The following is a 15,055-nucleotide window of genomic DNA, read 5'->3' as shown; positions in this document are numbered from 1 at the left end:
GACGTTTTAGAACGGCGAGCGGGTTCCGCTCGACTAATCTGTCGTGCTCTCTTTCAGTAGTGCCGCGTCTGCTCGTCGGTGATGACCTCGTCGATGAGCGACATCGGCGTCGCGTCGTAGGCGGGGTTGTCGATGGTGAAGCCCTCGGCGGGTTCGAGCATCACCTCGGCGGGCGAGCGGAACTCGTTCTCGAAGCGGAAGCCGTCCTCGATGATTTTCGCGCCGGAGCCGATGATGGTGACGGGAACGCCGACTTCGTTGGCCGCCGCGACCATCGGGAACGTGCCGACGCGGTTGTACAGCACGTCGTCGACGATGCAGTCCATCCCGATGATGACGCGGTCGCACTCGTCTAACACGTAGCCGGACGCGCCGTCGACGATGAGGTGGGCGTCGACGCGGTCCATCGCCCCGAGGGTGCGCGCGGTCTTGCGCCCGAGGTACCGCGGCCGCGCCTCCGTCGTGTACGCCGTCAACTCGATTCCTCCTCTGACGGCCGTTTCGAGGGCTTCGAGGACGGTCGAGGAGTAATCGTGCGTGAGGAACGTCTCGCCGTCCTCGAACGTCTTGGCGGCGGTCTCGGCGGCGCGGCGTTTGCCGCGTTCGATGTCTTCGACGACGCGCTCGATCGTCTCTCGCGTCCGCGTTTTCGCCTCGTCGACCGTGTCGGTCTCGCCGGTGACGCTCTCTGTGACCTCTCGCATCGCGTTGTACAGCGAAGCGTGCGAGGGGTTCGCCCGACGGAGCGCCCCGGCGTTCCGTTCGAGGTCACGCTCGTACTCTTCGAGCGTCGCAAACTCCCTGTCGAGTAGCTCCGAGAGCGCCCGCGTTGCCTTGACGGCGACGACGGAGGAACTGTGGGTCTGCATCTCCCGGATTTCCTCGACCGTCTCGTCTATCATACCGGAACGTCTGCCCCTCAATGCAAAGAGTTTCCGGGAGGCAGAGCGCGGTTCCGCCGCGAGACACAAGTGTCCGGAGGCCCTACGGGACCCGATGAGTTTCACCGTCACCTACTACTGTCCGCACTGTGAGACGCTCATCGAACTCGAACGCGACGAGTATCTCGCGGACAAGACGGTCACGCCGTATCCGTTGGAAGGCTGGGAGTACGCGACCCCCGACGACGCCTACGAGAATGCAGACGGGGTGAAACTCGTCTGCGGGGAGAGCGACGCCCCCTCGGTGACGTTCAGGCCGAAAGGATGGATTCCGGGTGACGGCAGCGACGACGGCGACGAAGACACCGAAGGGCCGGAGGAATCGGGAGGCGACGGCCGAATCGGCTGTGGCCGCACGTTCTACCTCAGCTACGTCAAATACGCCGACGGAGAGGAGCTCGACCCGCGCCGACGGTCGGAGTTCGTCGACATAGCCGGAGACGGCCGAACGGGACCGCGTGGACCCGCTGGACCGCCCGGTCCGGGCGGTTTTTAGCTCCGAGACGTCTGACGACGTACCTAATATATTGGGCAATGGTCGTATGGCATCGGACGTTCTCTTTCAGAACACGATGGATTCCCGAACCCCGAAACGTCGGGTTACCCGACGCCCTCCGCGCATCGAGCGTGGGTTTGCGAACGAGCACGCCGCCGAGTCGAGCGACGCGGAAGTGACGTGTGCGTTCGACGAGGTAGACGGAGAAGAAGCACTCGTCGTTGCAGACATCGGTTGCGACGACGCGTGGATCTCGATGAGCGCGTCCGAATGCGTCTCGGTCGACGCTTGGCGGTGATTTTCGATGTCTGAAACCCACTCACGAAATTACAGCTGTATCTGTTCGAACCTCGAGCAACTGAACTCGCGCGTTCGCATCCCGTCGCGCGAACACGCGCCCGAGCCCGCTCGGTACGACTGAGCGGCGGTCGTTTCGCTCCGACGAACGATTTTTTAGCCTTTGATGTTACAGACCGGATAGGTTCGCGCGACTTTGTCGCCGATGTCCAGCGCGTCGGAGACACGGACGACCTCGTCGACGTCCTTGTAGACGCCCGGGGCCTCCTCGGCGACGGTCGCGCCGCTTTGAGCCTTCACGTAGATTCTGTTCTGGTCGCGGAGTTCCGACTGAACCGTCTCTCCCCAGTACTCCTGCTTGGCGCGAGTCCGACTCATCACCCGCCCCGCGCCGTGGGCCGTCGACCCGAACGACAGCGACAGCGACTGTTCTCCCCCGCACAGCACGTAACTGCCTGCACCCATGCTCCCGGGGATGATGACGGGTTGGCCGACGCCGCGGTACGCGCTCGGTACCTCCGGGTGGTCCGCCGGGAACGCCCGCGTCGCGCCTTTCCGGTGGACGTACAGCTCTCGCTCCTCGCCGTCGACGTCGTGGTGCTCCTTCTTGGCGATGTTGTGCGCGACGTCGTACAGCAGCTCCATCTCCATCGCCTCCCAGTCGCGGTCGAAGACGCGCTCGAACACCTCCCGGGTACGGTGCATCACCAACTGTCGGTTCGTCCACGCGAAGTTGATGGCGGCGCACATCGCGCCGTAGTACGCCTCGGCCAGTTCGCTGCCCGCGGGCGCGGCAGCCAGTTCGCGGTCGGGTAACTCCGCGAGCAGGTCGCCGTGGCGCTTCTCTATCTTCCGGAGATAGTCGTTGCACAGTTGGTGGCCGAGGCCGCGACTCCCGCAGTGGATGAGCACGACGATCTGGTCCTCGGAGAGTCCGTAGGCGTCGGCGACGCCCTCGCGGAACACGTCGGTGACGCGCTGGACTTCGAGAAAGTGGTTTCCAGACCCGAGACTCCCGAGCTGCTTTCGCCCCCTGTTCTTGGCCTTCTCCGACACGGCGTCGGGGTCGGCGTCCGGTCGCCGCCCCTCGTCCTCGCAGTGCAAGAGGTCGTCTTCGACGGCGTACCCCGCTTCGAGCGCCCAGTCGACCCCGCGCTCCAAGACGGCGTCCACCGTGTCGATATCGGATTCGACGACGCCGCCGCCGCCGAGTCCGGAGGGGATCGCCCGGAACAGTTCGTCGACGAGCTCCTCCTCGCGCCCCTGCAGGTCGTCGTAGGAGAGGTTCGTTCGCATCATTCTGACGCCGCAGTTGATGTCGTAGCCGACCGCCCCCGGCGAGATACACCCGTTTTCGGCGTCCGTCGCCCCGACGCCGCCGACGGGGAAGCCGTAGCCCTGGTGTCCGTCGGGCATGCAGAGCGCGTGTTCGGTCATCCCCGGCAGATGCGTCGCGTTCTTCAACTGCTGAAGCGTCTTGTCGTCGCCGATCTGTTCGAGCAACTGTTCGCTGGCGAGGACGCGGGCGGGGACGCGCATCTCTCCCTCCCGCGGGATTTCCCAGACGTTCTCTCGAACCTGTTCGAGACGGATGCCGTCGAACTCGCGCGTCGTCATGTGCCCCCGTAGCACGAGAGTCGGTAATACGTTGTCCCAAGTCGAATCCGCCGACCGTTCACCGGCCGTGAATGTCCGGCCGGCGGTCGGCCTCAGTCGCCGGTCGGTCTCAGTCAGCGGCGACGCTCCGTTCCGAACGAGTCTCTGGCGCCACCCAGGCGTCGAACGAGAACGGTCCGCCCCCGGTGACCAGCAGCGCCGAGACGAGACCGAATAGCGAGATGTGCGCCAGCACGGGGTCGTCGGGCAGTCCGAACAGCGTCGTCGTGAAGAGGCCGAACGCGACGAGCGACGAGGCGCGGGTGAACGCACCGAACAGCAATGCGAGACCGACGACGGCTTCGGCCAGCCCCGCACCGACGACCCACAGTTCGGGGATGACGGGAACGACGGCGGTGAGATTGTACTTCTCCACGACGGCGAGCGCCTCGACGGGGTTCATCAGTTTCTGTGCCACCCCGAGATAGACGAACGACAGCCCCATGCCGACGCGCAGAATCGTCGGGACGAAGGGACGGTACGGGGCGATGCGGCGCTCGAAGGGGACGGCGACGCGCCGGTAGAAGGGGTCGACGCGCGAGTAGAGCGTCCGGTCGTCGTCGGCCATCCGCGCGATGAGCTGGTCGGCGCTCGGGCGGCCGCCCCCCACGAGGACGATGGCGAGAAACGCCGGGACGTACTCGAAGGCCAAGAGGAGTTCGGGTCGGAACATCAGGCCCACGAGATACCCGACGAGGCCGACGGTAGCGGCGAGACGGGTCGCCAACCCGAAGAGCAGCAGAAAGCCGACGGCGACGCCGAACAGACGGGTCGGCGCGGGGACCAGCGGCGTGAAGAAATACCCCGCGAAGCCCGCACCGACCAGCGGAAGGCCGACGCTCAACCGGAGCAACCACGGCAGCAGGTCGCGGTAGTCGTCCATCACCGTACGGAACGCGCGGACGTCGTCGCCGGCGGGTCGGTAGCGGAGATACCCCGCGGCGGCGACGACCACCCCGACACCGGTCCCGAGAACGAGCGCGAGACTCACCGGGTCGGACGCGACGGTCGCCAGCAGACGGACGACGTTGCCCGCGCCGCCACCCTCGACGACGTATTTCACGTGTGCACTCGCAACAGCGGGCGAAACGAGCAACACGACAGTCGCAAACACCGCCTGAACTGCGCGGCGTCTCATACGTGACGATCCGAACCCGACGCTTCTAAAGCCTACGCACGCACCCGCTCTCGCCGGAAAACGAGACGAACGTCCGTGACAGTTACGCGACTCGGACCCCGGACGATGTGGTTTTCGCGTCGAAGCGCCGACGCGAATCGGGGTCACACGTCGAAGACGACGTACGCGCGCCAGCCGTCTGCGGTCTCTTCCAGTCTCATCTCCGAGTAGGTGACGGCTTTCACCTCGCGCGCGCCGAGACCCGCCAGCGGGACGCCGCGAGCGTCGGCGTCGACGACCCACTCGTCGCCGTCGCGGTGGACCGTCGCGCGGTTTTCGACGGGGAGCACCTCCCGGACGTCGCGTTCGTAGATGAGTTCGTCCAGGTAGTCGAACAGCGTCGCGTCCCGACTCTCGGCGCGAACCCGGAGCGAAAAGCGGTTTCCGGTGTCGGGAACCGATTCGGCCATCGCCGCCGCGAGACCGTCGGCGACGGCGGCGAAGACGGCATCGAGCGTTGGCCCCTCCGCGGCGACGGCGACGTCGGCGGTGTGCGAACGCAGTTCGTAGCTCATGTGTCGAACTCCACCGCCGACGTACTACTCGCTATCGTCGCTCGGGGCCATAATCGCGTCTCCGTCACGGTCAGTCGCGTCCCCGTCGGCGTCGGAGCCGAGACCGTCGTTGAGGCTGTCGGTCTCGTCCTCGCCGTTGGTCCGACGCTTCGGTTCGGCGCTCGCCTCTATGGCGGAGAGACTCCGCAGTTGGCTCTCGGAGAGTCCGACGTCCCCCTCGGAGGCCGGTCCGATGGCGACGCCGCTGGTCACGATGGCGCGAATGCCCTCCTCGACGGTCATCTCGACATCGTGGACCTTCGACGTCGGGAGGTGAACGAGATGGCCGCCCACCACCGGGTTCGGTGCCAGCGGGAGAAACATCGTCAGCATCTCGTCGTGGTCGGTGGCGTCGGTGAGTCGCGGCGGCGTCTCGGTGGTGACGAAGCCGAGCGTGTAGACGCCGTCGGCGGGGAACTCGACCAGCTTCACGTCGCGGAAGTTCCGGACGTCGCTTTCGAGGACCACGTCGCTCATCTGCCGGAAACTCTCGTACACAGCCCCGACGCCGGGAACCGCGCCGAGAACGGCGTCGAAGTAATCGACGGCGCGTTCGCCGTACTTCGAGCCCTCGACGACGAACCCGACGAAGAGGATAATTCCGGCGAGAACGACCGGCGTGAGCAGTTCGATAGCCAACTCCCGGTTTACGTATCTGGCCGTCGGAACCTCCGATATCCACGGCAACTGCACGAGGTAGTCCGAGAGTATGTCGAGATACTGTGAGATGGCGTCGAGCGCCACCATGAACACGAAGAGAGTGATGACGAGCGGAATGACGACCGCGACGCCGGAGACGACGGCGTCTGTCAGGCGGTCTCGCACCGTCTTTCGGACCCGTTGGTCGACACGCCGCCGCGACTCGTCCATACGTCCTCTAACGCGTTTGAGCCATTAAATTGCTTCTGCAGGTAAATTACTCTCTGATGGTACTGTCCCCGGGTGACGAAGGTCGGTCGGGGACGGTGGACTTATATCTACCTCAATGCTACGGAGTGGTAGTGAGCGTCAACGTCGAACTGCGCGTCGACAAGCCGGGGCAGTCCACGCACGGAGAGGACGCCTGGGCGCTGAAAGAGCGCATCCGCGAGCGGGAGGGTGTGTTGAAGCAGCGACGCGGCTTCTTCATGGACGCGTATCGACGTTCGCAGACGCATCTGTTATACGAAGACGAACGACTCGTCGGCTTCATCTCGACGCGGCGCGACGGTTACATCCTCTTTCTGGCCGTCGCCCCCGAGATTCGCGGCGAGGGCTACGGTCAACGGCTGGTCGCCACCGTCGCCGACGAACACCGGACGGTCACCTGTCACGCGCGGACGACGAACAGGGCGGCGCTCGACTTCTACGAACACATCGGCTTCGAGATAACCCGCCGCATCGACGACTACTACGAGGACGGCGGCAACGCCTACTATCTCCGACTCGGTGAAGACGGCGGGCTACGCGAGAAATTCTCGGAGTTCGTCCGTCGGTAACGCGGCCGTCGTCGGCCTCCCGGCGGAGGGAGCTAGCACCGCTCGACGGCCAGTTCGACGCTCTCGACCCCGATTTCGGTCTGTATTCGGCGCTCGCGGCCGGTAGTCTAGGCCTCCGAAACTGCTGTGAGCCGCGACGAACCGCGACACGGAGCTGTGATTTCGACGTTGTATCCGGTATTTTTAATAGTCGAACCGGTGGCGTACAGGTTATGAGCGGACGACCCCTCGACGTCCTCGAGGCATCTCTGAACGAGTCGGTCACCGTGCAGTTGAAGGACGGCACCTCGTACTTCGGCACGTTGGCGGGCTACGACCAGCACATGAACGTCGTACTCGAAGCGAGTCTCGACGGCGACGTCTCCGGCGGCCTCGACGTGGAGGAAGTCGAAGACACAACGATTATACGCGGCGATAACGTGGTCACGATAACAGCATGACGGGAGCAGGAACCCCGAGTCAGGGCAAGAAGAACAAGACGACGCACGTCAAATGTCGTCGCTGCGGCGAGAAATCTTATCACGTGAAGAAGAAGGTCTGCTCGTCCTGCGGCTTCGGCAAGTCGGCGAAACGTCGCGAGTACGCGTGGCAGTCGAAAGCGGGCGAGTAAGCCCCGCTTCCTGCGACGATCTTTCTCTCTCAGCAACGTCCCCAGCGGCGGCGCTCCGCGTCTCAGACCGTCCGCACAGAGCGACGGAGCCGTTTGACCTACCCGGCCTCCCGACTCACCTGGCCTCCCGACTCACCCGGTTCGAGCGTCGCCACGGACCCGAGCGAACGAGGAGACTCGACGAGTCGGTGAGTCGGCCGACCGGGCCCGACGACGGCTCCCCGAACCCGACGACGAGTCCTCGAATCCGACGACGGAAGCAGATCCGCCTCTTTCGACCATCGTCGCCACCGCGGAAATATACATAATTGTGCATATCTGTATCCGACAAAAGTCGGAATACAGCACAACCACGGGTGTTTTTACCCGTGGACATCTGACACCCACCTATGCACCAGGGGCGGGATATCCGTCGGGTCGGAGACGGTCTCAACGAAAAGTGCGGTGTCGTCGGCGTGTCGCTCGACGAACGCCAGGCCGCGCGGCCGTTGTACTACTCGCTGTACGCGCTCCAACACCGCGGACAGGAGTCGGCGGGCATCGTCACCCACGACGGCTTCCAACAGCACAGCCACGTGGAGATGGGTCTCGTCGGCGACGTGTTCGACGAGGAGTCGCTCTCTACGCTGGGCGGCACCGCCGGCATCGGCCACGCCCGTTACCCGACGGCCGGCGGCGTCAACAGTTGCTGTGCGCAACCGTTCGCCGTCTCGTTCAAGTCGGGGTCGCTCGGGCTCGCGCACAACGGCAACCTCGTCAACGCCGACGAACTCCGCTCGGAACTCGAAGACCTCGGCCACGCGTTCACCTCGAACGGCGACACCGAGGTCATCGCCCACGACCTCGCCCGGAATCTGCTCGAAGCCGACCTCGTCCGCGCGGTCAAACGCACGATGGAGCGAATCCACGGGTCCTACGCGCTCACCATCAGCCACGACGACACCGTCTTGGGAGTTCGGGACCCCGAGGGGAACCGCCCGCTCTGCATCGGTAAACTCGACGACGGCTACGTCATCGCCTCCGAGTCCGCCGCCATCGACACGCTCGACGGCGAACTCGTCCGCGACGTGCGACCGGGCGAACTCGTCGTCCTCGAAAACGACGGTAGCGGCTTCGACTCCTACCAGCTGGTGGAGAAGGAGAACTCCGCGCACTGCTTCTTCGAGCACGTCTACTTCTCGCGACCCGACTCGGTCATCGACGGGACGCTGGTCTACGAGGTTCGACGGAACCTCGGCCGCGCGCTCTGGGAGGAGAGCGGCGTCGAGACGGACGTCGTGATGCCGGTTCCGGACTCGGGACGTGCCTTCGCCACCGGCTACGCCGAGGCGGCGGGCGAGACGACCGCCGACGGCGAACCTCGCGCGGAAGACGACGACGGCGTCGAGTTCGCGGAGGGGCTGATGAAGAATCGGTACGTCGGACGGACGTTCATCATGCCGACACAGGACGAACGCGAGCGCGCGGTTCGGCTGAAACTGAACCCGATTCGCAGCACGGTGGAAGGAAAGACGGTGACGCTCATCGACGACAGCATCGTCCGCGGCACCACGTCGACGCAGTTGGTGCAGCTGCTGCGCGACGCCGGAGCCGAGGAGGTCCACATGCGCATCGGCGCGCCGCCCATCATCGCGCCCTGTTACATGGGCATCGACATGCACACGCGCGAGGAACTCATCGCCGCGAACCGCTCCGTCGCGGAGGTCCGCGACGAGATCGGTGCCGACAGCCTCGAATACCTCTCTATCGACTCCATCGCGGCGTGTCTCGAACAGTCGCGCGCCGACCTCTGTCTCGGCTGTGTCACCGGCGAGTATCCGTACGACATCGACGGCGAGACGACCGACCGCGACGTCACCCGGCCAGCCATCGGCGCGGAAGCGCCCGCCGACGACTGACGGCTCTCCTACGCTCGGTCACTGTGTGCGTCACTGGCGGCGCTCTCTTGGGCACTCAAAGCGACTTCTCGGGACAGAAACTCCCGTATCGCCGCCGTGAAGAACGCGGGGTCATCGAGGTTGGAGGCGTGTCCCGCACCCGGAACCATCTCGACGGTCGCGTGCGGTATCTCCGACCGGAGTTTCGGGACGTGGCGGCGGAGGAACGGCGGTTCGTGCTCGCCGTACAGCACGAGCGTCGGGGCGGTAATCGCCGAGAGGTCGACAGCGGTCTCGTGGAACGCCGCGAGCGCCCGAATCGCTTTGGCGAACTCGTCGGTCTCCATCTTCGGTCCGGTCTCCCGGATTCGTTCGATGTTCCCGTAGTTGCCGCTGACGCCCTCTCCAGACAGTCGCTTTTGGAACCACACCATCGCTTTCTCGACGCGTTCGTAGCCGATCAGTCGGACCGGCGGAACGGTCGCGCGAAGCAGCACCGAGCGCTGTAGCCACTCGCTTCGACTGAGCAGTTCGGGGGTGAACGTGTCGGCGAGCACGAGGCCCGATATTCGGTCGGCGTGACGGGTCGCGTACACCTGCGCGATACACCCGCCCATCGACAGTCCGCAGAGGACAGGTCGGTCGAGCTCCAGCGCGGTGACGAACGCGTCCAGGTCGTCGGCGAACAGCTCTATCGAGTACCGCGCTCGTTTCGACCCGCCGGTCCGACCGTGGCCGCGAACGTCGTACGCGTAGGTCGTATACTCGTCGCTGAGAGCGTCCATCTGCGGAGTCCACTGGCTGTGGTCGAGAATCGCGCCGTGGGTGAACACGAGCGGCGGGCCCGACCCGCGTCGTTCGTAGTACGTTTCGATGTCGTTCGTCCGCACCGTCGGCATAGACGACTCTACGTCGCTTGCGGGGATAACGTCAGCGAGCAGAAGGGTACGGCCGAACCGCCGTCCGCTCAGTACACGACGTAGAGAAGCACGTAGACGACGTTGCCGAGGACGAACGAGACGAGCCACAGCGCCGCCGCGACGCGTCCGATCTGCTTGTGACGGGTGCCGTAGATCTGCGAGACGGGACGTGTCAGCGCCAACAGCAGTACGTAGTACAGAAGCGGGATGCAGACGATGGCGAGAACGACGTGAATCGCGAGCGTCGGCAGGTAGACCCACTGATCTATTACGGCGGGGCCGGGGAACTCCTGGGTTCCCTGTGAGATGACCTTGTAGAGGTAGAGGACGAGAAACGTACCGAACAGCACGACGGTGGTGAGCATCAGCGTCCGGTGTCTCTCGACGTCGCCGCGACGGATAGAGCGGACGCCGAGGAGTATCGTCCCGATGGCGACGGTGCTGATGACGGCGTTGACGTGCGGAATCGCATCGTACAGCGGTTTCGGGGCCGTCGGAAGCAACACGTCGGGTATCGCACCGAGCGCCGCGCCGAAGACCAACCCGAGCGACACGAGCGTCAGGATGGCCGTCGTCGCCGGGACGTGGTCTCTGACACGAAGTTCCATGCTCGAACTGTGTGTTCGGGCATCAAAACGGTTGCTCTGTCGACGCTCCGTCGTCGGACCGCTCCCCCCGCCAACTCGGCGACGCGTCGGCAGAAAAATCACCACACTGCGAACGGGCGACACGCTGCCGTCGAAAGGAAGGGCTTTTAACGAACCGTGCGAAACGAAGGAGTGCAGCAAGACACGCGCGAGCGTGGGTAGCCAAGCCAGGCCAACGGCGCAGCGTTGAGGGCGCTGTCCTGTAGAGGTCCGCCGGTTCAAATCCGGTCCCACGCATCGCAAGATGCAGGTGCTAACCCCTCAAAGGGACAAGCACCCACGCACAATTCTACCACAACCACACCGAGAAGCGGCGTCTCTATCTCGAGGTACTGAGTTGAGGGTGCAATCCGTAGAGGTCCGCCGGTGAGGAGTCGGTATAACCGACTCCGAACGCCGTCGTGAAGCGCAGTGGAACGACGGAAGTTCAAATCCGGTCCCACGCATCGCAAGGGCGGAACTTCGTTCCGCCACAATCGAGGCGGCACCGCCGCCGAGAACGATGCAGGTGCTAACCCCTCAAAGGGACAAGCACCCACGCACAATTCTACCGAAACTACACCGAAAAGCGGTGGCTCTCGTCGCGCCGAATCAGAGTCACAGAGCGATCTGGCGACGCAGAGACCGACTGCGTGCGGTCCTACGCGGCCGCCGAGTCCCGCTCAGGCACGGGTTTAAATCAGCAGAGCAAGTAAGGCGGGTATGCCCAAGTACTCCACCGGAAGCGGCGGTGGCGGCGGCGACGGCGGCAGTTGCGAACTCTGCGGCACGGAGAGTTCGAAACTCCGCCAGGAGAACGTCGCCGGCGCGACGCTGATGGTGTGTCCCGACTGCGCCAGCCACGGCGAGAACAAGAGCAGAGAGCGAAAACGCCGCGAGCAGTCGCGGGGACGCGACGAGAGCGAACCGAGTCGCAAGAAGCGCGCCGCCCAGCGCACGGCGAAGATGTACGACGCCGGCACGGGCGACTCGAAGCACTGGGAGCAAGAGGGGACCAACTACGAGCGCGACCGTCTCCCGTACCTCGTCCGCAACTACGGCGACCGAGTCGCCGAGGCCCGCGAGGAGAGCGAGTTGACGACGGGCGACCTCGCGGCCGAACTCGACGTCAGCGAGCGTGACCTCGTCGCCGTCGAGGAGGGACGGGCGACCCGCGCGGGCGTCGGCGGCTCCGTCATCCGCAAACTCGAAGACCGACTCGGCATCGACCTGGTCGACGAGTAGCCCCTAACTGTAGATTTTTGTCTGCGTACCGTCTTGGCACGTCTATGTCTACCACGATAGCACCCGCCCACCCCGACGTCCGGACGTTCGAGACGACCGTCGAGGCCGTCGACGGCCGTGAGGTGACGCTCACGGAGACGTACTTCTACGCTGAGAGCGGCGGCCAACCCGCCGACCGCGGAACGCTCGACGGCATCACCGTCACAGACGTGCAGAGTCGAGACGGCGAGGTCGTCCACCTCCTCGACGAACCGCCCGTGTTCGACGCCGGCGACACCGTGGCGGGCCGAATCGACGACGAGTTTCGGACGTACTGCATGCGAGCGCACACGGCGAGTCACGTTCTCTACGGCGCGGGACGCGGCCTCCTGTCTGACCTCGGCTACGGCGGCTTCGATATCGGCTCCGAGAAGGTGCGCGTCGACTTCACCACGACGACCGATATCGACGACGAGACGCTCGTCGAACTCGAACGGCGGGTCAACCGCGTCGTCTGGGAGTCGCGGCCGGTGACGTGGGAGCAGCAATCGCTGGAGGACGCGCTCGACGACCCGAACGTCGCGTTCAACACGAAGACCGAAGAAGGGGTCATGGCCGACGCCGACTCGATTCGCGTCGTCACCGTCGGCGCGGCGACGCGCGAGGGCGGCGACGACCCGTGGGACGTGGCCGCCTGCGGCGGGACGCACGTCTCGAACACGCGCGAAATCGGTCCCGTCGAGGTGCTCGGCCGCTCGAACCCCGGCGAGGGGATGACCCGCGTCGAGTTCGCCGTCGGCCCCGACGCCGTCGAACGCCGCGCGGCGGTGAAGCGCGCTGCGCTCGACGCTTCCCGGACGCTCGGCACGAGCGTGGCGGATCTCTCCGAGTTCGTCGCCAAACTCCAGCGGGATAAAGAGGAGCTGGCCGCCGAGCTGACCGAGGCGAAGACGGCGATGCTCTCAGCCGACCTCGACTCGTTGCCGACCGTCGAGCGCAACGGCGCGACGTGGCGGGTCGGCGTCGTCTCCGGCGTCGGGCCGAACGAGGTCGGCGACGAACTGCAGTCGCGCGTCGGCGACGGGACCGACGCAATCGCGGTCGCGGGCGAACAGGGGTCGACGTTCGTCGTCGTCGCCAGCGACGGCGAGGTGGACGCCGGCGACGTCGTGAGCGAGGTCACCGACGAGTTCGGCGGCGGCGGAGGCGGCGGTCCGACGTTCGCGCAGGGGGGTGGGCTATCGGCGTCGCCCGCCGCGATCGTCGAGTCGCTTCGGGAGCCGTAACACCGGGGCTGCCCGAGGTCGAACCGAACCCGACCGAACCGCGAGTCAGTCATCTTTTTCCATTCGGGACCGAAGCCAATCGTATGGCAACCACACGGGCGGACTCGTCGCTCACCGGCGAGCAGCGAGCCATCCGCGACGTCGTTCGGGAGTTCGCCGTCGAGGAGATTCGACCTACCGCGCGGTCGGCCGACGAGACCGAGACGTTCCCCGAGGAAGTGTGGGACGGCCTGGCCGACCTGGACCTGACGGGCCTCACCGTCCCCGAGGAGTACGGCGGGTTCGACGCCGACCGCACCACCTACAGCATCGTCAACGAGGAGGTCGCCTACGGCCAACTCGCCGTGGCGACGGCGCTGTCGGTGCACTGTCTCGCCACCGAGTGTCTCGCCGCCTTCGGCAACGAGGACCAGAAAGAGCGCTGGCTCCCCGACATGGCCCAGGGCCGTCCGGTGGGGATGTTCGCTCTCTCGGAACCGCAGGCGGGGTCGAACCCCGCGCAGATGGAGACGACGGCCATCCGCGATGGCGACGAGTACGTCATCAACGGCGACAAGCAGTGGATCACGAACGGCGAGCGCGGCGAGGTGTGCATTCTCTTCGCCAAGACCGACCCCGACGACCCCTCGTCCGTGACGCAGTTTCTCGTCCCCAAAGATGCGGGAATCGAGGTCGGTCGGAAGGAGAAGAAACTCGGCCTCCGCGCCAGCGACACGACCGGCCTCAAATTCGACGGCGTTCGCATCCCGGCCGAGAACCGCCTCACCGAGGAGGGAAAGGGCCTCTCGGCGGCGTTCCACATCCTCACCGGCGGCCGCGTCGGCATCGCCGCGCAGGCGGTCGGACTCGCCCAATCGGCGCTCGACGAGGCCCGCGAGTACGCCCACGAGCGCGAGCAGTTCGACAGACCCATCGCCTCCATCCAGTCTATCCGGCACAAGTTCGCCGACATGGCGACGCAGGTCCACGCGTCGCGGCTGATGGTCCGCGAGGCCGCGAGACAGGAGGACGCCGGAGAAGACAACCGCGTCTCGGCGGCGATGGCGAAGTACCACGCCAGCGAGGCGGCCGTCGACGTGACCAACGAGGCGGTCCAGATTCACGGCGGCTACGGCTACGTCACCGAGTTCGACGTCGAGCGCCTCTACCGCGATTCGAAGATCACGACCATCTACGAGGGGACGAGCGAGATACAGAAGGAGATCATCGCCCGCGGCGTGCTCGACGGCTGAGCGAAATCCGACCGAAACCAGTTCGACCGACCGAAGCCGTCTTTTCGGTGGCGAGCACAGTCGTGAGTAGTGACCGCAGACTCCCTCGACCGACTGACGGCGGACGAGTCGGTAGCGTTCGACGGATACGACGCCGTCGTCTACGACCTCGACGGCACGCTCGTCGACCTGCTCGTCGACTGGAACCAAGTCGCCACGGACGCCGAAGCCGTCTTCGAAGACGCCGACGTCGACGCCGCGGGCATGGATCTCTGGACGATGCTCGACGTGGCCGACGAGCACGGCCTCCGCGCCGAGATCGAGGCCGTCATCGCCGGCCACGAGCGCGAGGGCGCGCGCAACTCGACGCGGCTGGCGCTGGCCGACGGCGTCGCCGACCACGCCGTCCCCGTCGGCGTCTGCTCGCTCAACTGCGAGGACGCCTGCCGAATCGCGCTCGACGTGCACGAACTCGCCGACTACGTCGACAGCGTCGTCGGCCGCGACTCGGTGGCGACGCGGAAACCGGACCCGGAACCGCTGTTGGCGACGCTCCGCGGATTGGACGTCGCTCCCGAGAACGCGCTGTTCGTCGGCGATTCCGCCCGCGACGAGCGGACTGCCGAGCGCGCGGGCGTCGCGTTTCAGTACGTCGACGGCGGCCCGTCAGGCGTCTGACTTTCGGCGTCTGACTCCGCCTCG

At 65.6% G+C, this 15,055-nt stretch carries 17 protein-coding genes and 1 tRNA gene; 11 read left to right on the top strand and 7 right to left on the bottom strand.

The features are described from left to right. Positions 1 to 53: 53 nt before the first annotated feature. A complete protein-coding gene (locus tag LAQ73_RS13410) occupies positions 54 to 902 on the bottom strand; it encodes an eIF2B alpha/beta/delta subunit family protein (RefSeq protein WP_224268774.1) in 849 nt (282 codons plus the stop codon). A 94-nt stretch (positions 903 to 996) separates the two neighbouring features. Here LAQ73_RS13410 and LAQ73_RS13405 point away from each other — a divergent pair, with 94 nt between their 5' ends. Further along, positions 997 to 1,437, top strand: coding sequence for a DUF7969 family protein (locus LAQ73_RS13405; protein ID WP_224268773.1), 441 nt, complete (start codon positions 997 to 999; stop codon positions 1,435 to 1,437). A 46-nt stretch (positions 1,438 to 1,483) separates the two neighbouring features. Beyond that, a complete protein-coding gene (locus LAQ73_RS13400) occupies positions 1,484 to 1,735 on the top strand; it encodes a DUF7556 family protein (RefSeq protein ID WP_224268772.1) in 252 nt (83 codons plus the stop codon). A gap of 155 nt (positions 1,736 to 1,890) precedes the next feature. Here LAQ73_RS13400 and LAQ73_RS13395 read toward each other — a convergent pair whose 3' ends face one another. The 4 genes from LAQ73_RS13395 to LAQ73_RS13380 all read right to left on the bottom strand — a co-directional run bounded on the left by LAQ73_RS13395 (position 1,891) and on the right by LAQ73_RS13380 (position 5,991). Continuing rightward, on the bottom strand, positions 1,891 to 3,351 hold the full coding sequence (locus tag LAQ73_RS13395; RefSeq protein WP_224268771.1) for an RtcB family protein: 1,461 nt from the start codon (positions 3,349 to 3,351) through the stop codon (positions 1,891 to 1,893). Positions 3,352 to 3,460: 109 nt separating this feature from the next. Then, positions 3,461 to 4,528, bottom strand: a complete 1,068-nt coding sequence (locus tag LAQ73_RS13390) for a DoxX family protein (protein WP_224268770.1) — start codon at positions 4,526 to 4,528, stop codon at positions 3,461 to 3,463. 143 nt (positions 4,529 to 4,671) lie between these two features. Further along, positions 4,672 to 5,082, bottom strand: a complete 411-nt coding sequence (locus tag LAQ73_RS13385; protein WP_224268769.1) for an archease — start codon at positions 5,080 to 5,082, stop codon at positions 4,672 to 4,674. Positions 5,083 to 5,106: 24 nt separating this feature from the next. Further along, complete coding sequence (locus tag LAQ73_RS13380; protein ID WP_224268768.1) at positions 5,107 to 5,991, bottom strand: DUF502 domain-containing protein; 885 nt, start codon at positions 5,989 to 5,991, stop codon at positions 5,107 to 5,109. A gap of 131 nt (positions 5,992 to 6,122) precedes the next feature. Here LAQ73_RS13380 and LAQ73_RS13375 point away from each other — a divergent pair, with 131 nt between their 5' ends. The 4 genes from LAQ73_RS13375 to purF all read left to right on the top strand — a co-directional run bounded on the left by LAQ73_RS13375 (position 6,123) and on the right by purF (position 9,107). Then, positions 6,123 to 6,599: a GNAT family N-acetyltransferase gene (locus LAQ73_RS13375; RefSeq protein WP_224268767.1), complete on the top strand. Its 477-nt coding sequence runs from the start codon at positions 6,123 to 6,125 to the stop codon at positions 6,597 to 6,599. Between the two features lie 212 nt (positions 6,600 to 6,811). Further along, complete coding sequence (locus tag LAQ73_RS13370; protein ID WP_224268766.1) at positions 6,812 to 7,039, top strand: LSM domain-containing protein; 228 nt, start codon at positions 6,812 to 6,814, stop codon at positions 7,037 to 7,039. After that, on the top strand, positions 7,036 to 7,209 hold the full coding sequence (locus tag LAQ73_RS13365) for a 50S ribosomal protein L37e (protein ID WP_117595117.1): 174 nt from the start codon (positions 7,036 to 7,038) through the stop codon (positions 7,207 to 7,209). Before LAQ73_RS13370 ends, LAQ73_RS13365 begins: the two co-directional genes overlap by 4 nt. A 389-nt stretch (positions 7,210 to 7,598) precedes the next feature. After that, entirely contained in the window at positions 7,599 to 9,107 is a 1,509-nt protein-coding gene (gene purF, locus LAQ73_RS13360) for an amidophosphoribosyltransferase (RefSeq protein ID WP_224268765.1), read from the top strand. 8 nt (positions 9,108 to 9,115) lie between these two features. On the opposite strand, the gene LAQ73_RS13355 is transcribed toward purF, so the two are convergent. Together LAQ73_RS13355 and LAQ73_RS13350 are read right to left on the bottom strand one after the other, a co-directional pair. Continuing rightward, positions 9,116 to 9,985: an alpha/beta fold hydrolase gene (locus tag LAQ73_RS13355; protein WP_224268764.1), complete on the bottom strand. Its 870-nt coding sequence runs from the start codon at positions 9,983 to 9,985 to the stop codon at positions 9,116 to 9,118. A gap of 68 nt (positions 9,986 to 10,053) precedes the next feature. Next, a complete protein-coding gene (locus LAQ73_RS13350) occupies positions 10,054 to 10,614 on the bottom strand; it encodes a DUF420 domain-containing protein (protein WP_224268763.1) in 561 nt (186 codons plus the stop codon). Between the two features lie 191 nt (positions 10,615 to 10,805). Here LAQ73_RS13350 and LAQ73_RS13345 point away from each other — a divergent pair. From LAQ73_RS13345 to LAQ73_RS13325, 5 genes are all read left to right on the top strand, one after another. Continuing rightward, a tRNA-Leu gene (locus LAQ73_RS13345) sits at positions 10,806 to 10,890 on the top strand. A gap of 465 nt (positions 10,891 to 11,355) precedes the next feature. Then, on the top strand, positions 11,356 to 11,877 hold the full coding sequence (locus tag LAQ73_RS13340) for a helix-turn-helix domain-containing protein (RefSeq protein WP_224268762.1): 522 nt from the start codon (positions 11,356 to 11,358) through the stop codon (positions 11,875 to 11,877). Positions 11,878 to 11,921: 44 nt separating this feature from the next. Next, positions 11,922 to 13,142 carry an alanyl-tRNA editing protein gene (locus LAQ73_RS13335; protein ID WP_224268761.1) on the top strand — a complete coding sequence of 407 codons (1,221 nt, stop codon included), beginning with the start codon at positions 11,922 to 11,924 and terminating at the stop codon, positions 13,140 to 13,142. 83 nt (positions 13,143 to 13,225) lie between these two features. Further along, entirely contained in the window at positions 13,226 to 14,374 is a 1,149-nt protein-coding gene (locus LAQ73_RS13330) for an acyl-CoA dehydrogenase family protein (RefSeq protein ID WP_224268760.1), read from the top strand. Positions 14,375 to 14,443: 69 nt separating this feature from the next. Then, positions 14,444 to 15,031: an HAD family hydrolase gene (locus tag LAQ73_RS13325; protein WP_224268759.1), complete on the top strand. Its 588-nt coding sequence runs from the start codon at positions 14,444 to 14,446 to the stop codon at positions 15,029 to 15,031. The last annotated feature ends 24 nt before the right edge of the window (positions 15,032 to 15,055 follow it).

Source organism: Haloprofundus salinisoli, from assembly GCF_020097815.1.
GTDB lineage: Archaea > Halobacteriota > Halobacteria > Halobacteriales > Haloferacaceae > Haloprofundus > Haloprofundus salinisoli.
The sequence above is the reverse complement of the archived record's forward strand: the minus strand, read 5'-3'. Positions and strand labels throughout refer to the sequence as shown.